Source organism: Kitasatospora sp. NPDC004745 (genome assembly GCF_042873275.1).
In the GTDB taxonomy this organism is placed as follows: domain Bacteria; phylum Actinomycetota; class Actinomycetes; order Streptomycetales; family Streptomycetaceae; genus Kitasatospora.
Window position 1 is genome coordinate 25,201 of record NZ_JBIALK010000031.1, and the last position, 22,154, is coordinate 47,354.

Genomic DNA, 22,154 nt, shown 5'->3' on the forward strand with positions numbered 1-22,154 from the left:
GGAGGGGGCTGCGACGGGCCGGACTGACGCTACCTCTAAACTTCGCCGTGCCGTCTGTGCCGAACCGCGGTGTGGCCGCCCCCGGGCCCCGTCCCGGCCCGGCGTCCCGTCCCTGTCCGCCGAGAGAGGCAGCCCGCATGTCCGCTGACCGACCCCCCTTCGCCCTGCCGCCGGCCTTCCAGGAGCTGACCGCCGACGACCCGCGCGAGGTCGGCGGCTACCGGCTGTACGCCCGGCTCGGCGCCGGCGGCATGGGCCGGGTCTACCTCTCCTACACCCCGGGCGGGCGGCCGGTGGCGCTCAAGGTGGTGCGCCCCGAGCTGGCCGAGGACCCGGAGTTCCGGGCCCGGTTCGCCCAGGAGGTGGCCAGCGCCCGGCTCATCCACGGGCTGTTCACCGCGCAGGTCGTCGACGCCGGCGTGGAGGCCGCCACGCCCTGGCTGGCCACCACCTACGTGCCCGGCCCCTCGCTCCAGCAGGTCGTCCAGCGCTTCGGCCCCCTCCCGGAACGGACCGTCCTGCTGCTGATGGCCGGCATCGCCGAGGCCCTGCAGGCCATCCACGCCACCGGCGTGGTGCACCGCGACCTCAAGCCCGGCAACGTGCTGATCGCCTCCGACGGCCCCCGGGTGATCGACTTCGGGATCGCCCGCGCGGCCGACGCCGCCGCCCTCACCGGCACCGGACTGCGCATCGGCTCGCCCGCCTACATGGCCCCCGAGCAGGCCACCGGCCGGCCCGCCACCCCCGCCACCGACGTCTACGCCCTCGGCGCCCTGGCCGTCCACGTCGCCGGCGGCACCCCGCCCTTCGGCGACGGACCGGACCCGGCGACGCTCTACCGGGCCGTCCACGAGGACCCCGACCTCAGCCGGGTCCCCGCCGACCTGCACGAACTCCTCCGGCGCTGCCTCGCCAAGCAGCCCGAGGACCGCCCCAGCACCGCCGAGGTGATCGCCGCCGCCCAGGGCCACCCGGCCGTGGGCGGGCACCTGAGGTTCGGCGAGGACTGGCTGCCGCACCCGCTGGCCGGCCAGCTCACCCGGCACGCCGACCTGCCGCAGGTGCCCGCCGAGGCCCGCACCGCCGTGGTGGCCCGCCCCGAATGGGCCACGGCCGCGACGCAGCTCGCCCCCACCGCCCCGGACGGCGGCGCCACCCCGGTCCCGACGCCCACCGTGCTCGCCGCCGCCCCCGCAGCGGTCTCCTCCGCCGCCGGTGCCGCGGCGCCCGCGCCCGCACCGCACCGGGGCTCCCGCGGGAAGGACGACCGGAGCCGGGCCCTCGGCCGGACGGCCCTGACCGCCGCCGTCGCCCTGCTCGTCGGCGCCGCGGCCACGGTGTTCCTGCTCGACGACCCGGACCCGGTGGAGGCGGCGCCCGCCGAGAACCCGGTGGCCGACACCGCCACCCCGGGCGGCCGGGCGCCGGGCGCGGCGACGACCTCACCCACCGCGCCCGGCGCGCCCGCGACGCCCTCCCGCACGGCCTCCGCCCCGCCGACCGCCTCCCCCTCGGCGGTGCCCACCACGGACTTCGCCCCCGTCTACCGCGCGGTCGAACTCGCCTCGACGGACTCCGGCTACGAGTTCGACCTCTCCACCGGCACCGTGGTCCCGGCCGACAGCGCCACCTGGTACGTCAGCCGCAACGAGAGCGAGTTCCTCTACCCGGAGAACGCCGACTCCTTCATCGGCCGGGACGCCGGACTCACCGTGGCCGACTGCCTCAAGGGGCTCGGCAGCCATCCGTCCGCACGGCTGCCGTTCAGCGCGGTCGGGCCGCGCGGGGCCTTCTGCCTCCGCTCGGCCGACGGCCGGGACCTCGCCATCGTCCGGGTGCTGTCCACCGCGGGCGCGGACGGGCCGGTCCGGGTCTCCCTGGACCGCTACCGCCGCAACGGCTGAGCCCGCCACCGGCGAGGCGCGGTGGCCGAACCCGCGGTCGGCCGAACCGCCGTGGCCGAACCGCGGTGGCCGGGCCCGCGACGGCCGAGAGCCGCCGCCCGCCACCCGGGGGTGGCGGACGACGGCTCTCCCCGGGGCGCCGCCACCGCGCACGGCCGGCCCCCGGCAGGGGCACCGGTCAGGGCTGCCGCCGCGCCGGCTCGCCCGGACCGCCGGCCACCGTGCCGCCGGCCGGGGTGCCACCGGCTGCGGTGCCACCGGCCGCCGCACCGGCGACCGGGGCGGCAGCGGCCGGGGCAGCGCCGGCTGCCGCCGCATCGGCGGCGGGCTTCTCCTCCTCCCGCATCGCCGCCGTCTCGGCCTTCAGGATGCGCATCGACTTGCCCAGTCCGCGGGCCATGTCGGGCAGCTTGCGGGAGCCGAAGAGCAGCACCACGACCGCCACCAGCACCAGGAGGTGCCAGGGCTCCAGAGCATTGCGAAGCACGGCTGCCTCACCCGGCCTTTCGTCGTCCGCGACCGGGCCGCCCGCTCGGCGGCCGGTCGTCTCGGGGTGGTTGGGGTGACGCCCACCGTAAGCTTGACTGATTTTTCAGTCAATGCGACAGTTCAGTCCGGTGCCGCCGACCACCCGTGTCCGGCACCGCCGGGCGCCGCCCGGGCCACCACCCCGGCCCGCGCACCGCACCGCACCCGAACCACCCCCCAGCCCCACCGGAGGACAGCGTGCCCCTCTCCCCGCTCGCCCGCCGCACGGTGCTGCGCTCCCTCGCCGGAGCCGGCGTGCTCGCCCTCGGCGCGACCGCCTGCGCAGCCCTCGACGATCCGGCCGATCCGGCCGCGCTGTCCTCCGGCACCGCCGACCGGCCCGCCGACACCCCGTCGGCCGAACCCCCGGCACCCGCCCCGGCGCGCGGGCGCCGGCTCGGCGGCGAGTGGGAGAAGCACGAACGGACGTTCATGGCCTGGCCCGCCTCCGGGAACGTCTGGGGCGACCAGCTCGCGTCCGTCCGCAAGGACATCGCCGAGGTGGCCCGGGCCGTCGCCGAACGCGAACCGCTGATCCTGCTCGTCCGCCCCGGGCAGGAGGCCTCGGCCCGCAACGCCTGCGGAACCGGCGTCGAACTGCACGCCACCCCGGTCGACGACCTGTGGGCCCGGGACACCGTGCCGGTCTTCGTGGAGGAGGACGGCAAGGTCAAGGGCGTCGACTTCAACTTCAGCGGCTGGGGCGGCAAGCAGGAGCACACCAACGACGGCCGCCTCGCCCGGGCGGTGCTCGACGCCTACGGGATCGAGCGCGTCGAGACCAGGCTGGTCGCCGAGGGCGGCTCCTTCGAGACCGACGGCCTGGGCACCCTGATGGTCACCGAGAGCTCCGTCGTCAACGACAACCGCAACCCCGGCATGAGCCGCGACCAGGTCGAGGCCGAACTCAAGCGGGTCCTCGGCGTCACCAAGGTGATCTGGCTCGCCGGCGTCAAGGGCAAGGACATCACCGACGCCCACGTCGACTGCCTGGCCCGCTTCGCCGCACCCGGCGTCGTCTTCCTCGACCGGGCCTTCCCCGGCACCCCCGCCGACGTCTGGTCCCGCTCCGCCGACCAGGCCAGGTCCGTCCTGGCCGAGGCGACCGACGCCACCGGCAAGAGGCTGAAGGTCATCGAGATCGGCCAGCCCGACCCGGACAAGATCACCGGCCGCGGCGACGCCTTCGTCTCCTCGTACATGAACTTCTACATCGGCAACAAGGGCGTCTACCTGCCCCTCTTCGGCGACCCCCGGGCCGACGACCACGCCCAGGAGGTCTTCCGCGACCACTTCCCCGGCCGCGAGATCGTGCCGCTCCAGATCGACGCCATCGCCTCGGGCGGCGGCGGCATCCACTGCTCCACCCACGACCAGCCCGCCGGCTGACGGGGCACCGCTGCGGGGTGGGGCGCCGGCCCATGCCACCGCAACACCCCGCCTGGCAAGGGGAACGGCGGTTTCCGTCGCTCCCGGGGCCGAATCCGCCGACTCTCCGCCGCGCACACCCGGGTGCCGCCTAGAGTCCGGAGCCGGTCGCCCTCCACGGGTGGAGGGCCGACGCGTCGGCCGCCCTACCGGCCGGCGCGATGGGGGGGGTCGCGATGGAACAGGACGTCGTCCGGGAGTCCGCACGGGCGGGGCGGGTGGTGCTCTGGGAGGAGTCGGCACGGGACGGCGCGCAGGCCAAGACCCTGATGTCGCCGGCGTTCCGGGTGCGGCTGGCCCGCGAGCAGGGGCGGATCTTCGGCGCCGACGGCCCGCGGCACGTGGTGTTCGCGGCCGGCTTCCCCGCGGTGTGCGCCGAGGAGTTCGAGGCGGTGCGGCGGGTGGCCGTCGAGGCCGAGGGCGCGGTCAGCGTCGCCGCGGTGTGCCGCGGCCGGGCGGCCGACGTGCGGCAGGCGGTCGCCTCGGTCCGGGGCACCGCCCGTGCCCGGATCATGGTGGTGGTGCCCGCCTCCGAGGCGATGGCCCGCACCATGACCCACCGACCGGCCCGCACGGCCCTGGAGTCGGCGGCGGCCCTGGTCGGGGACGCCCGCGCCCTGGACGAGCGGGTCGCCGTCGACGTCTGCCTGGCGGACGCCTCCCGCGCCGACCACGGCCTGATGGCCGCCCACGCCGCCGCACTGACCGCCGCCGGGGCCGGCACCATCGTGCTGGCGGACACCGTGGGCGTCCAACTCCCCTTCGAGGCGGCCGCGTTGTTCACCCGCGTGCAGGCCGCGGCCGGCCCGGAGGTGGTCCTGGCCTCCCACCTGCACAACGACCTCGGCCTCGGCCTCGCCAACACCCTGGAGGCACTCCGGTCCGGTGTCCGGGTGGTGTCCTCCTCCTGGCTCGGCCTCGCCGAGCGCAGCGGCATGGCCGCCACCGAGCAGCTGCTGTTCCTGCTGGGCCACGATCCGGCGCGGGCCGCCGACCTGCTGGCCACCGGGGCTCCCGCCTGGTGGACCGCCCCCGACCTCACCGCACTGCCGCGGATCGCCCGGCTGGTCGCCGACGAGACCGGCGTCCCGCTGACGGTGACCACCCCCGTGGTGGGCAGCGGGGTCGGCACGATCTCCACCGGTACGCCCTTCGTCCACCCCGAGCTGTTCCAGCCGTTCGACCCCGAGCGGCTGCTCGGGATCGCCCCGCGGGTGGTGCTCACCCACCTGGCCAGCACCCGGGTCGTCCGGGCGGTCGCCGCCCGGCTCGGCCACGAGCTCGACCCGGACCAGGCCGCGGCCGCGACGGCGTGGACGAAGCGGCAGGCCTACCGCACCGGCCGGGCGGTCGTCGAGGACACGACGTTCGCCGCCTACCTCGACGGCCTGCGCGCCACCGGCACCGTCCACGCCTCCGAGGCCCCCGACGACGCCCGCACCTCCCCGGCCGGGGCCTCCGCATGACCGCCGGCCGGACGGCCACGGACCCGGGGCCCGCGGACCGGGGCAGCGTCGACGCCGACGCCGCGGACGCGGCCCTGCGACGCGGCACGGCCGTCGTGCTGCCGAACCCGGCCCCGCTGACCTACGTCGTCGCCGGCACCGACCCGGAGGCCGTCAACGAGGCCAAGGACCGCCCGGCCGGCCAGGCCGTCGCCCTCTGGGCCCACCACCCCGACACGCTCGCCGCGTTGGGCGCCGCCCTCGACCTCGGCGCCGGCCTCGCCGCCGCGGCGCACCGGCTGCTCACCGAGGAGCGCGTGACCCTGCTGGCCCCGCTGCGCCCCGGCGCCCGCCCGCCCGGCTGGCTCTCCCCGGCCACCCGCGACGGCTGGACCATGCTCTTCGGTGCGCGCTGGGCCCCGCTGCTGCCGCTGCTCGCCGGCCACCCGGTGCTGTACGTGAGCAGCGCCAACCGCACCGGGCGCCCGCCCGCGGCGACGGCCGCCGACGCCGTCGCGATGTTCCCGCCCGCCGTCCCCGTCCTCGGCGCCGCCTCGCTCACCGACCCCGGCGACGGCTCCGGCCCCGCCTCCGGGCACGGCTCCGGGCAGCCACCCCGGGCGGCCACCACCACCCTCCGGCTCCACCCGGACGGCCGCGTCGACCTGCACCGCCACGGCGCCCAGGACCGCCGCCACCCGACCCCGGCCGACTACCTCGACCACGTCCGCGCCCACTACCCGGGCCTGCGCCCGTCCGGCTGCCCCTAGGACCTGGCCCCGCCGAGGAGTTCGGCCACCAGCCGCCGCGCGTACGCCGCGTCGAGCCCGGTCGGCCGGAACAGGATGCGGTACATCATCGGGGCGACGACGCGGTCCATGGCGGTCTCCACGTCGGGGACGTCCTCACCGCGGGCGCCCGCCCGGGCGAGGACGACGCCGATGTGCTCGGCCGCGTAGGCCGAGCACTGACCGGCGTTGCTGCCGTCCGGGTCGCCGAGCAGGGCGTCGCGGATGTAGGCGCGGCCGGAGGGGGACGACATCTCGTCGAGGAACTGTTCGGCCCAGGCGGTGAGATCGGTGCGCAGGTCGCCGTGGTCGTCCGGCGCCGTGTCGGGCCGCAGCCGTTCCACCGCGACGTCCGACAGCAGCTCCTGCAGGTCGCCCCAGCGGCGGTAGATCGTCGACGGGGTGACTCCGGCGCGCTGGGCGACCAGCGGCACGGTCAGGGCGTCCCGGTCCACCTCCGCGAGGAGGTCGCGCACGGCCTCGTGCACCGCCGCCTGGACCCGGGCGCTGCGCCCGCCCGGGCGCACCATCTGCCGAGGACTCATGCCACCAGCTTAAAGCACATTCCTTGCGTTTAGCTGGCACTCGGGCCACCCCCCTGGCCGCACCGGACCGCCCTCGCCGCGGCCTCGACGCGGCCTCACCACGCCCTCGCCGCGGCCTCGACGCGCGCTGGGACCGCAAAAGCTAAGGGATTGCGTTAACCGCCCACCCGCCCCTACGGTGTCCTTAACGCAAACAAGTCGCTTTAGCGGGAAGGAGCCCCCATGCCCAGCGCGACGCCCCACGCCCCCGCACTCCCCTCCCTCCGGGCCGGCTGCCCCCGCCGCCCCGACCACACCCGCCCCGGCCACACCCGCCCCGGCCGGCGTGCGGCGTCCTTCGCCCTCGACGCCTCGGCACTGGCCACCCTGCTGGCCGCCTCCAGCGCCCCGACCCCGCTCTACCCCCTCTACCAGGAGCAGTGGGGCCTCTCCCCGCTCGCCGTCACCGCGGTCTTCAGCGCCTACGCACTGGCCCTGCTGGCAGCACTGCTCACCACCGGAGCGCTCTCCGACCACCTCGGACGGCGCCCCGTCCTGGCAGCCGCCCTGGTCGTCGAGGCCGCCGCCATGCTGCTGCTGGCCTCCGCGAACGGCGCGGGCACCCTGCTCGCCGCCCGGGTCCTCCAGGGGCTGGCCACCGGCACGGCCACCGGCGCCGCGGGGGCGGCCCTCCTCGACCTGGAACACCCCCGGCACCCGGGCCGCTCCGCGCTGACCAACAGCATCGCCCCGGTCGCCGGCATGGCCGCCGGCGTCCTCGCCGCCACCCTGCTCGTCCGGTTCGCGCCCGCCCCCACCGTCACCGTCTACGCCCTGCTCGCGGCCGTGTTCACCGCCCAGGCCGTCGCGGTCGCCTTCACCACCGAGACGGCGCGCCGCCGCCCGGGCGCCCTGCGCTCCCTGAGCCCACGGCTCGCCCTCCCGCCCACCGCCCGCCGCACGCTGCTGGCCGTCGGCACCGGAGTCGTCGCGGTGTGGGCCCTGGGAGGCTTCTACTCCTCGCTCGGCCCGGCGCTCGTCCGGCTGGTCGCCCCCGACGCCCCGCAGTCGGCCCGCGGCCTGGTCTTCTTCACCGTCAGTGCCACCGCGGCGCTCACCGTGTGGGCGCTGCGCCGCAGTTCGCCCCTCACCGCCACGGTCGGCGGCTGCCTGGCCGTCCCGCCCGCCACCGCCCTGACCCTGCTCGGGATGCACGGCGCCGGGCTCCCCGCCGTCCACGCCGGCGCGGCCCTCGCCGGCACGGCCTTCGGCGCCGTCTCCCAGGGGGCGCTGCGCCTCCTCCTCGGCTCCCTCGACGTGCCGGACCGCGCCGCGACCCTGGCCGCCTACTACGTCCTCAGCTACCTCGCCATGAGCCTGCCCGCCATCGCCGCGGGCGCCGCCACCCGGTCGTACGGGCTCGGGGCCACCGCGCACGCCTACGGCATCGCCGCCGCCCTGCTCGCCCTCGCCGCCCTTGGCGCACTCGCCGTGTCCCGGCGCCGGGCCGCCCCGGCCCACCCCGCCGCCGCACCGGCCCCCGACCGCCTCCGCTGAAGCGACCCGAACCAGCCGAACCGAACCCCGACCGACCGAACCGCCCGAGCAACCGAAGGACCGACGAACCATGCCGACCACGCCCGCCACCACCACCGCCCCCACCTGGACCGTCGGCGACCTCACCGTCCACCGCGTCGACGAGATCCCCCTGCCGCCCGCCACCGGACAGTGGCTGCTGCCCGACGCCACCCCCGAGCTGGTGACCGCCCAGGACTGGCTGCACCCCCACTTCGCCGGCGCCGACGGCACCCTGCACATCGACAGCCACACCTTCGCCTTCGTCGTCGACGGGCTGCGCGTCCTCGTCGACACCGGCATCGGCAACGGCAAGGAGCGCGCCAACCCGGCCTGGCACGACCTGCGGACCGACTTCCTCGAGCGCCTCACCGCCGCCGGCTTCGCCCCCGACACCGTCGACCTGGTGATCCTCACCCACCTGCACGCCGACCACGTCGGCTGGAACACCCGCCTGGTCGACGGCCAGTGGGTCCCCACCTTCCCCAACGCCCGCTACGTCACCAGCCGCACCGAACGCGAGTTCTGGGCCGCCCACCCCATGGAGGAGGCCCGCCGGCAGATGTTCGAGGACTCCGTGCTCCCGGTCGAGCGGGCCGGACTGCTCGACCCGGTCGACGTCGCCGAGGGCGGCACCGAGGTCCTCCCCGGCCTGCGCCTGCTCCCCACGCCGGGCCACACCCCGGGCCACGTCGCGGTCGAACTGACCAGCCGCGGCGCGACGGCGCTGATCACAGGGGACTGCGTCCACCACCCCGTCCAGTTCGCCCACCCCGCCGTCGGCGCCTGCGTCGACATCGACCCCCGGCAGTCTGAGGCCACCCGCCGCGCCCTCCTGGCCTCCCTCGCCGGCACCGACGCCCTCGTCCTCGGCACCCACTTCGCCCCGCCGACCGCCGGCCACGTCGTCCCCCACGCCGACGGCTACCGCCTCGACGCGGTCCCCGCCCGCACGGCCTGACCTCCGGTCACGAGGGCGACGGCCCACCCGGCGCCCCGTCGCCCGGCCCATCGGCCGGCCCGTCACCCCACGCATCGTCCGCCCCGTCGCCCGGCCCATCGGCCGGCCCGTCACCGTCCGGAGCACCGTCCGTCCCGGCACCCCGCGCCCAGGAGCGGTAGGCGGCCACCGCCGTCGGCAGCGTGGGGAAGATCCGGTCGGCGCCGACGGACGCGCTCAGCCCGTACGCGTCGAGCTCGTCCCGCAGGTCCTGCTTCACCCGGGCCAGGGCGAACACCACCCCGCGGGAGGCCAGTTCGACCCGCAGGGCGTCCACCGAGTCCAGTCCGGTGATGTCCACCTCGACGTTCGCCTCGGTGTTGAGCACGAACCACCGCACCGGCCCCGGCTGTTCGGCCAGGGCCGCCAGCGCGCGGCGCCGGAAGTCCTCCGCGTTGGCGAAGAACAGCGGGGAGTCGTAGCGGTACACCACCAGCCCGGGGAGGGTCCGCGCCGCGGGGTAGTCGTCGACGTCGTGCATCCCGGCCACGCCCGGCACCAGGCCGAGCACGGCGTCGTGCGGCCGGGCGACCCTGCTGAGCAGCTCGACCACCGACAGCCCCACCGCCACCAGCACGCCGTAGAGGATGTCCAGGGTCAGCACGCCCGCCGTGCAGCCGACGGCCAGCAGCAGTTCGCGGCGCCGGAAGGAGGCCAGCCTCCGGAACCCCGCGACGTCGATCATCCGGAGCGCGGCGAAGACCACCAGGGCGCCCAGCACGGCGTCCGGGGTGTCGTGCAGCAGCGGGCCGAGGAACAGCAGGACGGCGACCACCCCGACACCGGCCGTCAGCGCGTACAGCTGGCTCCGCGCTCCCGCCGACTGGGCCAGCGCGGTGCGGCTGGCGCTGCTGCTCACCGGGAAGCCCTGGAAGAAGCCGGCGCCGAGGTTGGCCGCGCCGAGGCCCAGCAGTTCCTGGTTGGCGTCCAGGCGCCGCTCCCCGTCGGGCCCGTCGAAGGCGCGCGCGGTCAGGATGAAGTCGGTGTAGCCGACCAGCAGGATGCCCAGCGCGGGCAGGGCGAGCCGGGACAGGTCGCCCAGGTCCGGCAGCCGGGGGGCGGGCAGCCCCGCCGGGATGCCGCCGATCACCGCGAGGCCGTGCTCCTCGAGCGAGAACGCCGCGGAGACCGCCGTGCCGAGCACGACCGCCAGCAGCGGGCCGGGCAGCCCGGGGCGGAGGCGGGCCACCAGGAGGAGGAAGAGCAGGGTGGCGGCGCTGAAGGCGACGGTCGGCAGGTTGGCCTCGGTGAGGTCGCCCAGGAACGACGCCAGCTGCGGGAAGAACCCCTCGCCGCGCACGTCGACGCCGGTCAGCTTGGACAGCTGGTCCACGATCATGATCAGCGCCACGCCCGTGAGGTAGCCGATCAGCACCGGTCGCGAGAGCAGGTCGGCGACGAAGCCGAGCCTGGCCAGCCACGCCAGCACGCACAGCACGCCGACCACCACGGCGAGACCCGCCGCCAGGACGGCGTAGCGGGCCGGGTCCCCGCCGGCCAGCGGCCCGACCACGGTGGCGGTCATCAGCGCCGTGGTCGACTCGGGCCCGACCGACAACAGCCGGGACGACCCGACCAACGCGTACAGCACGATCGCCGGCAGGATGGCCCACAGCCCGGTGACGGGCGGCAGGCCCGCGACGCTCGCGTACGCCATGACCTGCGGCACCAGGTAGGCGACCACCGTGACGCCGGCCAGCAGGTCGCCCCGCAGCCAGTCCCGCCGGTAGCGGCGGAGCACCGCGAGCCCCGGCAGGGCCGGCACCACCCGGCGCCACCCTCCGCCGGGACCGCCCGCAGCCATCGCTCTCCTTCCGTCACCAGGCCCCCGAGCACCACCCTGCGGTCCCGGACCGCCGCCGCTCACGGACCCACCACCACCGCTCACGGACCCGCCACCACCGCCCGCCCACCGGCCACCACCGCTCACGGACCGGGCTCGGCCCCCGCCCCGGCCCCGGCCCCGGCGGGAGCCCGTCGGCGGGCCGGCAGCTTGCCCAGCTCCCACAGCAGCAGGAGCGCGACCGCGGCCAACAGCGCCCACCCGAACTGCCGGACGTCGATGTCGGTGGTCCCGAGGATCCGGCGGAACGCGTCCATCTGGGTGACCAGCACCGCCAGCACGAACTCCGCCAGGGCCGCCAGGTTCATCTGCCGGCTGTCGAAGGTGGCGACCGTCAGCACCGAACCGCGCTCACTGCGGCACTCGTAGGCCGCGACGATCAGGCAGAGCGCGAAGGCGGTGAACGCGATCGAGTTGCCGACCGCGACGCTGCCGTAGTGCGCCTCGCCCAGCTTGATCAGCAGCAGCAGGGCGACGGTGACGGCCAGCCCGGCGAGACCGACGGTGACCACGACGGGCCCGGTCAGCACCGACTCGCCGCGCGGACGCGGGGTGCGCCGCATCAGTCCGGGGCTCTCCCGGTCGAAGCCCAGCGCGAAGCCGAACGGGGCGTTGACCACGAAGTGCACCCACAGCACCTGCGCCGGGGTGAACGGCTCGCCCGCCGCGATGTTCAGGACCGCCGCGCCGAGGAAGGTCAGCACGAACGTCACCAGCAGCACCAGGACGAACCGGATGTACTTGGTGAGGTTGTCATAGAGCTTCCGCCCCTCCCCCACCGCGTAGACGATGGTGGCGAAGTTGTCGTCGGCGAGGACCATGCGGCTCGCGTTCTTCGCCACGTCGGTGCCGCTGCCCATGGCGATGCCGATGTCGGCGGCCTTGATGGCGGGCGCGTCGTTGACGCCGTCGCCCGTCATCGCGACCACGTCGCCCTTCTTCTTGAGCGTGGCCGCGAGCAGCACCTTGTGCTCCGGCGCGACCCGGCCGACCACCCCGATGTCGTCGATCCGCGCCAGCCGCTCGTGCTCCGGCAGCGCGGCGAAGTCGGCGCCGAGCACGGCCTCGCCCTCGATGCCGAGCTGGCGGGCGATGGCCGCCCCGGTGGTGACGTCGTCACCCGTCACCATCCGGACCCGGATGTGGGCGGCCTGCGCGTCGGCGACCGCGGCCCGCGACTCCTCGCGCGGCGGGTCGACCATGCCCACCAGACTGGTCATCCGCAGGTCGACGACGAGCGCCAGCAGGTCGCCGTCCGGGTCGAAGTCCGCCGGGTCCAGGTCCCGGACGGCCCCGGCCATCACCCGCAGCCCCTCGCCGCCCATCCGCTCGGTCTGCGCCAGGGCGCGGGCGCCGAGGTCGCCGTCCCAGGGCACGACCCGGCCGTCCGCGAGGGCGGTGCCGGCCCGGGCCGTCACCGCGGGCGCAGCGCCCTTGACGAAGCACCGCACCACCGGGCGGCCGTCCGCGTCCTTCGCCTCGTTGAAGGTGGCCATCAGCTTGTAGCCGGGGTCGAACGGCAGGGTGGCGAGCCGGGGGAAGCGCTCCCGGCTGGCCTCGATGTCCAGCCCGGCCTTGTGCGCGAGGACGAGCAGGGCGCCCTCGGTTGGGTCCCCGACGACCTCGCCGCCCACCAGCTTGGCGTCGTTGGCGACCAGGTAGGGCAGGATGGCGTCCTCGATGCCCGCCGCGGACCCGGCGGCGTGGTGGACCCTCCCGTCGAGGCGGTAGCCCGTCCCGGAGACGGTGTAGCGGTCGGTGGGGCTGAGCACCTCGACGACCGTCATCTGGTTCATCGTCAGGGTGCCGGTCTTGTCGGAGTTGATCGCCGACGTGAAGCCGAGCGTCTCGACGGACGGCAGCTCCTTCACGATCGCGTGCCGCTTGGCCAGGTTGAGGCTGCCCACGGAGAGGATCACCTGGCTGACGGTGGGCAGCGCCTCCGGGATGGCCGCGATGGCCAGCGAGACCGCGCTGACGAAGAGCGCGTCCCAGGCCTGGTCGCGGCTGCGGCCGAGGGCGAACATCACGATCATGGTCAGGCCGGCCGCCGCCGCGATCCAGAGCGTCAGGGTGTTGAGCTCCCGGGTCAGCGGCGACTGCTCCTTCTCGGTGGCCGACAGCATCCCGGAGATCTTGCCCAGCTCGGTGTCCACGCCGGTCCCGGTGATGACGAGCAGTCCGCTGCCGTGCGTGACCGGGGTGTTCATGAACGCCGTGTTGGTCCGGTCGCCCGGGCCGAGCGGGCCCGCCGCCAGCGTGCCGGCGTCCTTCACCGCGGGGACGCTCTCACCGGTCAGCGCCGACTCGTCGATCTGCAGCGCGCTGGCCTCGACGATCCGCCCGTCCGCCGGGACCTCGTCGCCCGCCGAGACGAGCACCACGTCGCCCACGACCAGCCGTTCGGCCGGGACCTCCGCCTCCGTCCCGTCCCGCCGCACCCGCGCGGTCGCCCGCATCATCGACTTCAGCGCGTTCATCGCGCTCTCGGCCTTGCCCTCCTGCCGCAGCCCGACCACCGCGTTGAACAGGGTCAGCACGACCAGCAGGATCGCGGTGGCCCACTCCCCGATCGCCATCGACACCACCGCCGCCGCCACCAGGATGATCTGCATGTAGCTGCGGTACTGGTCGAGGAAGCGCAGCCAGCCCGGCCGCGCCTTCTCCTCCGGCAGGGCGTTCGGCCCGTGCGCGGCGAGCAGTTCGGCCGCCCGCGCCGCGGTGAGCCCGGTCGCCGGGTCCACCCCCAGCGCGGCGGCGACCTCCGCCGGCGGGCGCGCGTACCAGGGCGTCGGGGACGCCCCCGCACCCACCGGCGCTCCGGACGGGTCGGCCTGCTCCGCCATCTCCACTCCTCAGGGTCCGGGCGCCCGCGCGGGCGGACGCCCCCGGCGGTGTCAGCCCTTCCGGTGCTCCGCCGCGTACGGATCGCGCGCGGCACCCCGGGGAGCCTCCCGCTCCAGCTGCCGCCTGGCCGCCAGGAGCTCCTTCCTGGCCTGCGCGTCGACCGTGGGGTACTGCGGATCGATCCCGATCAGGGTGTGGGCGAGCACGGCCGCCGCACAGATCCGCGCGAACCACTTGCGGTCCGCCGGCACGACGTACCACGGCGCCCACGGCGTGCTCGTGGCCGACAGCATGTCGGAGAACGCCTCCTGGTAGTCGTCCCACCGCTCGCGCTCGCGGATGTCGGCCGCGGAGAACTTCCAGTTCTTCTCCGGGAGGTCGATCCGCTTCAGGAAGCGGGTGCGCTGCTCCTCCTCGGACAGGTTCAGGAAGACCTTCACCACCCTGATCCCGTTGTCGGTCAGGTAGCGCTCCCAGTCGTTGATCTCCCGGTAGCGGCGGTGCCAGACCTTCCGGCCCTTCGCCTCCTCCGGGAGCTTCTGCCGGTCGAGGTTCTCCGGATGGACCCGCACCACGAGGACCTCCTCGTAGTGCGACCGGTTGAAGATCCCGATCTCCCCGCGCGAGGGCAGCCGCCGCGCGTACCGCCACAGGTAGTCGTGGTCGAGCTCCTCCGCGGACGGCACCTTGAAGCTGCTCACCCGGACGCCCTGCGGGTTCACCCCGCTCATCACGTGCCGGATCGTCCCGTCCTTCCCGCCGGCGTCGATCGCCTGCAGGCAGAACAGCACCCCGTAGGTGTCCTGGGCCGCCAGCCGCGCCTGGTACTCCGACAGCAGCGACACCCCGGTGCGCAGCAGCTCCGCGCCGTCGCGCTTCTTCAGGCCCGCCTTGAACCGGGGGTCGAAGTCCTCCGCGAGGTCCACCCGCGACCCGGGCTCCACCCGCAGCGGCTCGACGAACTTCGCGATGCGTTTGGCCGTCCGACCGTCCGACATCACCGGCACCGTCCTCTCCGCTCCACCGCTCCGGCACGCCAGCACGCCAGCACCTGCCACGCTGTGCTCCCCCGGCCCGCCCGTCAATCCGGAGCCGCCCGTCCGGGGCGCGGCCGTCCCCCGTCCGGGCCCCGCGCGTGGCGGCCCCCGGGCCCGGCCCCGACGATGGGCCTGTCCTCCCCTCCCCCTCCCTCTCCCCTCCCTGCCCTCTCCCCTCCCTCTCCCCCACCGATCGGAGACCACCATGGCGACACTGACGGTCTGGCGGTTCCCCACCGCCACCGGAGCCGACGAAGCCCTCAACACCCTGAAGGACCTGCAGCGCCAGGAGCTCATCAAGGTCCAGGACGGAGCCGTGGTCAGCTGGCCCGTCGGAGCCCGCAAGCCCCGCACCCGCCACCTGAGCGACATGACCGGCATGGGCGCCGTGGGCGGCGCCTTCTGGGGCTTCCTCCTGGGAATGATCTTCTTCGTCCCCCTCCTCGGCGCGGCCGTCGGCGCCGCCGGCGGAGCCCTCGGCGGCCACCTCGCCCACCTCGGCATCGACGAGGACTTCATCAAGAAGCTCCGCGACGAGGTGACCCCCGGCAGCTCCGCCCTCTTCGCCCTCACCTCCGACGCCGTCCTCGACCGCGTCCACTCCGCCTTCGCCGGCCAGCACGCCGTCCTCCTGCAGACCAACCTCTCCGCCGAGCAGGAGGCCCGCCTCCGCGAGGCCTTCACCGAGGGCGAATAGCCCCCGCACCCCCCGCCCCCGCCCTCACCGCGGGGGCGGTGCCGGCTCCCAGGCGTGCCCGTCGGCCGGGTGGACGTACAGCGGCCGGCCCTTCACCGGGCTGGTGCGGAACGGGGTGCCCTGGCCGAGGTCCACGGGCACCATCCCCTTCCGGTTGGCACTGGCCCACTCCAGCTCCAGGTACCAGCTGACGTCGTGGACGGTGGTCTCGGCGGTGACCTCGATGACCACCGGGTCGCTCTCCGTCACCCTGACCGGCAGCCCGCCGCTGCCCTTGGCCACGACCGGCACGGGGCGCGCCGCGTCCAGATCGACGGCGTAGGAGTTGGCGCCCACTCCACTGGGACAGCCCTCGCCCATGGAGTAGGCGTTCCAGGCGAGGGGCGCAGCGACACGGGTGACCCGGACGTTGAGGCCCGTCAGCAGTACGGTGTCCAGGCTCGTGCCCTGGATGGTGAGCTTGACCGACTGGGAGCGGCCCGGCACCGCGCCGACCCGGGAGACCCAGCCCGGCACGTCGGCAACCGCGGGCGGCCGCGGGACCTCGGACGGCGGGCGGTCGACCACGTACTGGTCGCACCCGGTGTTCCAGCCGGACGGGTGGACGGCGACGGTGATCGGGGCGCTGGTGCTCGGGTCCGTCCCCCCGGTCGAGCCTGACGGTCCCGCCCCGGCCCCCGCCCTGGCGACGGACAACGGCGGCGCGGTGGACGCTGCCACCGACGGGGGCCCCGCGAGCGGCCTCACGTCGGCGGCGCGAGCGGGGTCGGTGCTGCCGTCCGGACGGCTCCGCAGACCGATGGCGACGGCCCCCACGGCGAGCAGCACCGCGATGACCGTCACCACAGCGAGGACGCCCCGCCGGCGGGCGCGCCGCCGGGCCGGCGGCACCGCGGGGGCCGCGGGCTCCGGGGCCGCTGCCGGCTCCGGCTCCGGCTCCGGCTCCGAAGCCTCCGCCGGTGCCGGGGACTCTGCCGGCTCCCGGGCCGCCAGGGTCTCCGGGGACTCCTCCCGGCCCGGGAACGCCCCCGGGGCGGAGGTCGTCCTGGTCCCCCGCGTCGCACGGACGACGAGCCACAGCCGGTACAGCTCGACGCGCTCCTGCGGCGTGGCCCCGCACACCCGCGAGAGGTGGTCCAGCGGCGCGAACTCCGTCGGCATCACATCGCCGTTGCAGTAGCGGTGCAGGGCCGACGTGCTCAGGTGCAGCCGCTTCGCCAGCCCGCCGTAGCTGAGCCCCGACCGGCTCTTCAGCTCCTGCAGCAGCTGCGCGACCTCCTCCGTCTCCCTCAACGTCCCGCTTCCCTTCGGCCCTGTTCGCTGGTGACGCCCGCGGTGACCGTGCCCCGCACCCGGCCGCCGTCGGCCGGCGGGCTCGGCGCCGTCCCACGGCTGCCCCGCCCCGCCCCCGACGGCCGGGAGTTCTCGGCGTGAGCTTCCGCTGACAGCACGCGGGACGCCGTCCCGCGGTTCCGCCGTCCCGCTGACGCGTCCCCGGAAGTTTACGTCTTCCCAGGTCACAGCAGGTGTGGGCGTCCCAGCGTCCCTGATCGACCGTCGGCCGTTGTGGCCGGGACGGAGCGGCGGACAAGCTGGCGACGAACACCGAGAGGGAGCAACTGTGAGCACTGTTCGGGCGGCCCGGGCCGCCATACGCACCACCGACCGTCTCCACCGCGGCGCGGTGGCGCTGACGATGGGCGGGGTCCTGCTGATGACCGCGGCCTGCGGGGACGACCAGGGCAAGAGCGGCACGGCGGCCGACCCGGCTCCCACGGCCGCGTCCGCCTCCGCGGCCGCAGCCGCGCCGAAGACGTCGGCCGCGGTGCTGGCGGTCGAGCCGAAGGACGGCACCCAGGGCGCCGCCCCGAACGCGCTCCAGGTGTCCGTCTCGAACGGCAAGCTCACCACCGTCGACGTGACCGACAAGGACGGCAAGCCCGTCCAGGGCGCGATCGCCCCGGACGGCACCGGTTGGAAGCCCGCCGCCGCACTCGCACCCGGCACGGCCTACACGGTGAACGCCCAGGCCAAGGACGCCGACGGCCTGGTGGCCGCCACCACCACCGCCTTCACCACGCTGACGCCCGGTAAGAAGGTCTCCACCAACGACAACATCGCCGACGGCTCCACCTACGGCGTCGGCATGATCGTCAAGGTCGACTTCAGCTCGAAGATCGTCAACAAGGAGGCCGTCGCCAAGGGCATCACCTTCGAGACCGACAACGGCACCGAGGTGAAGGGCCACTGGTTCGGCGACGACCGGCTGGACTTCCGCCCGGCCGACTACTGGAAGCCCGGCACCAAGGTCACCATCCACTACCGGCTGAAGAGCGTCGAGGTCTCCCCCGGCGTCTACGGCGACGTGGACAAGGACGAGCCGTTCACCATCGGCCGCTCCCAGGTCTCCACCGCCGACGCCAGCACGCACCAGCTGACGATCGTCCGGGACGGCAGGACCACCACCGTGCCCGCCACCCTCGGCGACGACAAGCACCCGTCCTGGGGAGGCACCATGGTGATCATGTCGAAGGAGAAGGTCACCCACATGAACTCCCAGACCGTCGGCCTCGGCAGCGAGTACGACATCCCCGCCGTCCCGCACGCGATGCGCCTGACCAGGAGCGGCACCTACCTCCACGGCAACTACTGGTACAAGGGCGACCTGTTCGGCAAGGCCAACACCAGCCACGGCTGCATCGCCCTCAAGGACACCGAGGGCGGCAGCGACACCTCCCCCGCGGGGGCGCTCTTCAACGACTCCCTGATCGGCGACGTCGTCAAGATCGTGAACACCAAGGAGAAGCCCGTCGCCCCCGACAACGGCCTGGGCGGCTGGAACCTCCCCTGGACCACCTGGTAACCCCCGACACCCGCCCCGCCGCCGCGCCACCCCACCCGGCGGCGGGCCACCGGAAGGCCCCACCCACGGCGCGGGCCGGCACTCAGCCGCCGGCCCGCACCGCGCCGCCCGTCGGCTCTGACGCCGACATCCTCGCCCCCACCCCCCGGGTGCGCTGCTTCGCCCCGCCTCGGCCGGCCTCCCGTCGCGCTCCGATGTGTCCGAGACGATCGGGTCGCCGAGGCCCAGATCGCCGGAGGCGAGCGGCTGGCCGATTCAGCGGGGCCGGTGCCGCCGCCTGGAGTCGAAGCCGCTCGACGTACACCGCGCGGGCCGGTGGCCGCGAGTCGCCCCGACGACCGCCACCTGCCGCTGCGCGCAGTCACGAAGGGCGGGATCGACCGCGCCGTGGAAACGTCGACGCGCCGCCGGCACCCCAGGACAGCCGGAGGCGCTCGAGCCCACCCAGCTGCGCCCTGCGCTCCTCCCCGGCGAACGACACGGAGGAACCCGGGGTCGTCGGAGTGACGGCGCCGGCCGCGTTCGTCAGGACCCGCGGCTCAGTCGGGACGCCCCGGCCACAGCAGCGCACCACAGTCCGGGCGAAGGCCGCGAAGGCCGCGACGCCCCCGGATCGGGACAGATGTGGGCCCGCCTCTCCTGTCGGCGGGTCCGTACCGAGTAGCCACCTTTTTGTGCGTACTGGGCACCGACGCGCGGTGCGGCGAGACTGGTGCCCAGAAGCGAGAAGGGAGATGACAGCGAGTCAGGAGCTCGCTGACCCGAGCTGCCCGGCGCGCCCCGCCGCCATGCGGTCGAGGCGCTCGTGTCCGAGGTCGGAGACCGGACCGAGGGCGACGGAGAGGCGGCGGCCGAAGTCGGTCAGGGAATAGACCGTCTTCAGCGGAAGGACGTCGTACACCTCGCGGTGCACCAGGCCGTCGGACTCCATCTCACGCAGCGCCTGGTCAGGACCTTCTCGCTGAGACCCGGCAGCCGTCGGCGGAGTTCGGCGGGGCGCCACGGGCCGGCCTCCAGCAGCCAGAGCAGGGACGTCTTCCACTTGCCGTCGATCACGGCGATCACGGCGGTCACTCCGCACACGTTCGGGTCCACGGCCTGACTGCGCGTCATCCCTCACCCCCGGGTGGTCGTTGTCCACCACCATGTCTACAGGAGACGAATCATGCCTACCAACCACACCCGGCCCACCGTCACCGTGCTCGGCCTCGGGCCGATGGGACGCGCCCTGGCCGGTGCCTTCGTGGACGCCGGCGTCCGAACCACGGTCTGGAACCGCACCCCGGGCCGGGACACCGCGCTGGTCGCCCGGGGCGCGGTGAGCGCGGCCACGGCGGAGGAGGCCGTGGCCGCGAGCGAGCTGACCGTCATCTGCGTGGTGAACCACGACGCCTCGGACGCCGTGCTGCGCCGCGACGAGGTCGAGGCCGCACTCAAGGGCCGGGCCCTCGTCAACCTGACCGCCGACGCGCCGGACCGGGCCCGGTCCACGGCCGCCTGGGCCGCGGAGCACGGCGTCGAGTACCTGGACGGCGCCATCATGACGCCGGCCCCGAGCATCGGTACTCCGGAGGCGGTCCTCATCCTCAGCGGGCCGGCCGACCTCTACGAGCGGCACGCGCCGGTACTGGCGGCACTCGGCGGCACCCGCACCCACCTCGGCGAGGAGATCGGCCGGGCGGCCGGCTTCGACATCGCGCTGCTGGACGTCTTCTGGACGGCGATGGCCGGGTACGTGCACGCGCTCGCGCTGGCCAAGGCGGAGGGGATCAGCGGCCGCGAGCTGGCGCCGTTCGCCCAGGGGATCGGCGCGATCCTGCCCCCGCTCTTCGCCGAGTTCGCCGAGGACTTCGACAGCGGCAGCTACTCGGGCGCGATCAACCCGCTCACCTCCGGAGTCTCCACCATGGCCCACGTCGTGCACACCGCCGAGTCGCACGGCATCGAGTCCGGCGTGATGCGCGCAGCCGAAGGCCTGCTCCGCCGAACCATCGCCCTCGGCCACGGCGAGGACGGAGTAAGCCGCCTCGCCGAGGTCCTCAGCCGCCACTGAACCCGACACCGACCCCCTGCCGGACCATCAACAAAAAGGCCGTTGACCTGGGATTCCTCCCAGCCAACGGCCTTCCGACATACTGTCGGGACGACAGGATTTGAACCTGCGACCCCTTGACCCCCAGTCAAGTGCGCTACCAAGCTGCGCCACGTCCCGTGGTCTCGCTGCCGTTGGTGGAGCCTGGGGGGCTCTGCCGTGGGCTTCTCGACCTTGTCCCCGGTTGTCCCGGCGACGTGGAAAACAATACAGCACGTGGAGGGGTGCTCGCTGCCGGGTCGGGGTGGGTGGGTCAGGGGGTGGGGTGGCGGGCGTCGTACTTGAGGAAGGCGGGGCGGCGGGCGGCGAGGAGGAGGACGGCGGCGACGCAGGCGAGGCCGCCGGTGATGACGGAGGTGGCCGGGTTGGTGAGGGAGGCGACGGCGCCGGACTCGAAGTCGCCGAGGCGGGGGCCGCCGGCGACGACGACGATGAAGATGCCCTGGAGGCGGCCGCGCATCTCGTCGGGGGCGGCGACCTGCATCATCGTGTTGCGGAAGATCATGCTGACGGTGTCGGCGCAGCCGGCGACGGCGAGCAGGAGGAGGCCGAGCCAGAGGTTGTGGAGCGCGCCGAAGGCGGCGATGGCGAGGCCCCAGGCGGCGACGGAGGCGAGGACGGCGGCGCCCTGGCGGTTGATGCGGCCGACCCAGCCGGAGAAGAGGGCGCCGGCCAGGGCGCCGACGGCGGGGGCGGAGACCAGGAGCCCGACGGTGCGGGCGTCGCCGCCGTAGAAGGTGACCGCGATGGCGGGGAAGAGGGCGCGTGGCATGCCGAAGATCATCGCGGCGAGGTCGGCGAGGAAGCTGGTGCGCAGGTTGGGCTGCTCGCGCAGGAAGCGGAGGCCGTCGAGGACGGAGGCGCGGCCCTTGCGGTCGCCGAGGGGGCGCATGGCGGGCAGGCGCCACATCGCGTAGAGGGTGCCGGCGAAGGCGACGGTGTCGACGAGGTAGGCGGCCTGGGCGCCGTAGGTGCCGATGAGGACGCCGCCGAGCATGGGGCCGACGGTGAGGCCGAGGTTCATGCTGACGGTGTTCAGCGCATTGGCCGCGGGGAGCTGGTGGGCGGGGACCAGCCGGGGGATCATGGCGGACCTGGCGGGCGAGCTGAGCGCGAAGAAGCCGGCCTGGGCGGCGACCGCGGCGTAGAGGACGGCGACCTGGTCGAGGCCGGCGAGGGCCTGGACGGCGAGGACGGCGGAGACGGCGGCGAGCCCGGCCGAGCCGATCAGGCCGAGCCTGCGCCGGTCGACGCTGTCGGCGATCGCGCCGCCGTAGAGGCCGAAGGCGACGAGCGGGACGAGCGAGAAGAGGCCGACCAGGCCGGTGGCGAAGGCGGAACCGGTCTGGTCGTAGACCTGGACGGAGACGGCGACGGCCGTCATCTGCTGGCCGATTGAGGAGACGGCCTGGCCGAGCCAGACCCGGCGGTAGTCGGCGTGGTCGCGCAGCGGGCTGACGTCGGCGAGGGCGCGCCGGTACCAGGGGCGGGACTCGGGGCCGGGCGCGGGGTCGGCCGGCAGGGCGGCATCGGGGACCGGTGCGTCGGTGGGCACTGCGGAGGACCCGGGCACCGGGACG

The 22,154-nt window shown here is 75.0% G+C and carries 16 protein-coding genes, 1 tRNA gene and 1 pseudogene; 9 read left to right on the forward strand and 9 right to left on the reverse strand.

All coding sequences use genetic code 11. The features are described 5' to 3' along the window. The first annotated feature begins 137 nt into the window (after window positions 1-137). Complete coding sequence (locus tag ACFYUY_RS34285) at window positions 138-1,907, forward strand: protein kinase (RefSeq protein ID WP_387906517.1); 1,770 nt, start codon at window positions 138-140, stop codon at window positions 1,905-1,907. 178 nt (window positions 1,908-2,085) lie between these two features. On the opposite strand, the gene tatA is transcribed toward ACFYUY_RS34285, so the two are convergent. Further along, window positions 2,086-2,394 carry a Sec-independent protein translocase subunit TatA gene (gene tatA, locus ACFYUY_RS34290; RefSeq protein WP_387906520.1) on the reverse strand — a complete coding sequence of 103 codons (309 nt, stop codon included), beginning with the start codon at window positions 2,392-2,394 and terminating at the stop codon, window positions 2,086-2,088. A 239-nt stretch (window positions 2,395-2,633) separates the two neighbouring features. Between tatA and ACFYUY_RS34295 the strand changes: the two genes are divergently transcribed. The 3 genes from ACFYUY_RS34295 to ACFYUY_RS34305 all read left to right on the forward strand — a co-directional run bounded on the left by ACFYUY_RS34295 (window position 2,634) and on the right by ACFYUY_RS34305 (window position 6,078). Next, window positions 2,634-3,824 carry an agmatine/peptidylarginine deiminase gene (locus ACFYUY_RS34295; RefSeq protein WP_387906523.1) on the forward strand — a complete coding sequence of 397 codons (1,191 nt, stop codon included), beginning with the start codon at window positions 2,634-2,636 and terminating at the stop codon, window positions 3,822-3,824. A 215-nt stretch (window positions 3,825-4,039) separates the two neighbouring features. After that, window positions 4,040-5,329, forward strand: a complete 1,290-nt coding sequence (locus tag ACFYUY_RS34300) for a 2-isopropylmalate synthase (protein ID WP_387906526.1) — start codon at window positions 4,040-4,042, stop codon at window positions 5,327-5,329. Further along, window positions 5,326-6,078, forward strand: coding sequence for a hypothetical protein (locus tag ACFYUY_RS34305; RefSeq protein ID WP_387906529.1), 753 nt, complete (start codon window positions 5,326-5,328; stop codon window positions 6,076-6,078). Before ACFYUY_RS34300 ends, ACFYUY_RS34305 begins: the two co-directional genes overlap by 4 nt. Here the strand turns inward: ACFYUY_RS34305 and ACFYUY_RS34310 are convergent. Next, window positions 6,075-6,626 carry a TetR/AcrR family transcriptional regulator gene (locus tag ACFYUY_RS34310; RefSeq protein ID WP_387906613.1) on the reverse strand — a complete coding sequence of 184 codons (552 nt, stop codon included), beginning with the start codon at window positions 6,624-6,626 and terminating at the stop codon, window positions 6,075-6,077. The genes ACFYUY_RS34305 and ACFYUY_RS34310 overlap by 4 nt on opposite strands. 237 nt (window positions 6,627-6,863) lie before the next feature. On the opposite strand from ACFYUY_RS34310, the gene ACFYUY_RS34315 reads away from it, so the two are divergent. Together ACFYUY_RS34315 and ACFYUY_RS34320 are read left to right on the forward strand one after the other, a co-directional pair. Further along, entirely contained in the window at window positions 6,864-8,177 is a 1,314-nt protein-coding gene (locus ACFYUY_RS34315) for an MFS transporter (protein WP_387906531.1), read from the forward strand. Between the two features lie 70 nt (window positions 8,178-8,247). Beyond that, the gene (locus ACFYUY_RS34320) at window positions 8,248-9,156 is read left to right on the forward strand and encodes an MBL fold metallo-hydrolase (RefSeq protein ID WP_387906533.1); all 909 of its coding nucleotides are present in this window, start codon (window positions 8,248-8,250) and stop codon (window positions 9,154-9,156) included. 7 nt (window positions 9,157-9,163) lie between these two features. Here the strand turns inward: ACFYUY_RS34320 and ACFYUY_RS34325 are convergent, their stop codons facing one another. The 3 genes from ACFYUY_RS34325 to ACFYUY_RS34335 form a co-directional block, all read right to left on the reverse strand. Beyond that, window positions 9,164-10,999 (reverse strand): SulP family inorganic anion transporter, encoded by a 1,836-nt coding sequence (locus ACFYUY_RS34325; protein WP_387906535.1) that lies wholly within the window; start codon window positions 10,997-10,999, stop codon window positions 9,164-9,166. A 122-nt stretch (window positions 11,000-11,121) separates the two neighbouring features. Further along, on the reverse strand, window positions 11,122-13,884 hold the full coding sequence (locus tag ACFYUY_RS34330; protein ID WP_387906538.1) for a cation-translocating P-type ATPase: 2,763 nt from the start codon (window positions 13,882-13,884) through the stop codon (window positions 11,122-11,124). A 51-nt stretch (window positions 13,885-13,935) separates the two neighbouring features. Beyond that, on the reverse strand, window positions 13,936-14,883 hold the full coding sequence (locus ACFYUY_RS34335) for a polyphosphate kinase 2 family protein (RefSeq protein WP_387906540.1): 948 nt from the start codon (window positions 14,881-14,883) through the stop codon (window positions 13,936-13,938). Window positions 14,884-15,127: 244 nt separating this feature from the next. Here ACFYUY_RS34335 and ACFYUY_RS34340 point away from each other — a divergent pair, with 244 nt between their 5' ends. Further along, complete coding sequence (locus ACFYUY_RS34340; RefSeq protein ID WP_360209850.1) at window positions 15,128-15,619, forward strand: DUF1269 domain-containing protein; 492 nt, start codon at window positions 15,128-15,130, stop codon at window positions 15,617-15,619. A 24-nt stretch (window positions 15,620-15,643) separates the two neighbouring features. Here ACFYUY_RS34340 and ACFYUY_RS34345 read toward each other — a convergent pair whose 3' ends face one another. After that, window positions 15,644-16,912 carry a helix-turn-helix domain-containing protein gene (locus tag ACFYUY_RS34345; protein WP_387906543.1) on the reverse strand — a complete coding sequence of 423 codons (1,269 nt, stop codon included), beginning with the start codon at window positions 16,910-16,912 and terminating at the stop codon, window positions 15,644-15,646. A 328-nt stretch (window positions 16,913-17,240) separates the two neighbouring features. Between ACFYUY_RS34345 and ACFYUY_RS34350 the strand changes: the two genes are divergently transcribed. Then, a complete protein-coding gene (locus tag ACFYUY_RS34350; protein WP_387906546.1) occupies window positions 17,241-18,482 on the forward strand; it encodes an Ig-like domain-containing protein in 1,242 nt (413 codons plus the stop codon). A 745-nt stretch (window positions 18,483-19,227) separates the two neighbouring features. On the opposite strand, the pseudogene ACFYUY_RS34355 reads toward ACFYUY_RS34350, so the two are convergent. Further along, window positions 19,228-19,595 (reverse strand): annotated as a pseudogene (locus ACFYUY_RS34355) (winged helix-turn-helix transcriptional regulator). A 52-nt stretch (window positions 19,596-19,647) separates the two neighbouring features. On the opposite strand from ACFYUY_RS34355, the gene ACFYUY_RS34360 reads away from it, so the two are divergent. Continuing rightward, the gene (locus tag ACFYUY_RS34360) at window positions 19,648-20,535 is read left to right on the forward strand and encodes an NAD(P)-dependent oxidoreductase (protein WP_387906549.1); all 888 of its coding nucleotides are present in this window, start codon (window positions 19,648-19,650) and stop codon (window positions 20,533-20,535) included. Window positions 20,536-20,620: 85 nt separating this feature from the next. On the opposite strand, the gene ACFYUY_RS34365 is transcribed toward ACFYUY_RS34360, so the two are convergent. Continuing rightward, window positions 20,621-20,694 (reverse strand) — tRNA-Pro (locus ACFYUY_RS34365). A gap of 133 nt (window positions 20,695-20,827) precedes the next feature. Next, window positions 20,828-22,129 (reverse strand): MFS transporter, encoded by a 1,302-nt coding sequence (locus tag ACFYUY_RS34370; RefSeq protein ID WP_387906551.1) that lies wholly within the window; start codon window positions 22,127-22,129, stop codon window positions 20,828-20,830. Between the last annotated feature and the right edge of the window lie 25 nt (window positions 22,130-22,154).

Coding starts and splice junctions, on each gene's coding strand:
- ACFYUY_RS34335 (WP_387906540.1), bottom strand. CDS start 14,883: ATGTCGGACGGTCGGACGGCCAAACGCATCGCGAAGTTCGTCGAGCCG.
- ACFYUY_RS34285 (WP_387906517.1), top strand. CDS start 138: ATGTCCGCTGACCGACCCCCCTTCGCCCTGCCGCCGGCCTTCCAGGAG.
- ACFYUY_RS34360 (WP_387906549.1), top strand. CDS start 19,648: ATGCCTACCAACCACACCCGGCCCACCGTCACCGTGCTCGGCCTCGGG.
- ACFYUY_RS34305 (WP_387906529.1), top strand. CDS start 5,326: ATGACCGCCGGCCGGACGGCCACGGACCCGGGGCCCGCGGACCGGGGC.
- ACFYUY_RS34330 (WP_387906538.1), bottom strand. CDS start 13,884: ATGGCGGAGCAGGCCGACCCGTCCGGAGCGCCGGTGGGTGCGGGGGCG.
- ACFYUY_RS34340 (WP_360209850.1), top strand. CDS start 15,128: ATGGCGACACTGACGGTCTGGCGGTTCCCCACCGCCACCGGAGCCGAC.
- ACFYUY_RS34315 (WP_387906531.1), top strand. CDS start 6,864: ATGCCCAGCGCGACGCCCCACGCCCCCGCACTCCCCTCCCTCCGGGCC.
- ACFYUY_RS34320 (WP_387906533.1), top strand. CDS start 8,248: ATGCCGACCACGCCCGCCACCACCACCGCCCCCACCTGGACCGTCGGC.
- ACFYUY_RS34325 (WP_387906535.1), bottom strand. CDS start 10,999: ATGGCTGCGGGCGGTCCCGGCGGAGGGTGGCGCCGGGTGGTGCCGGCC.
- ACFYUY_RS34310 (WP_387906613.1), bottom strand. CDS start 6,626: ATGGTGCGCCCGGGCGGGCGCAGCGCCCGGGTCCAGGCGGCGGTGCAC.
- ACFYUY_RS34300 (WP_387906526.1), top strand. CDS start 4,040: ATGGAACAGGACGTCGTCCGGGAGTCCGCACGGGCGGGGCGGGTGGTG.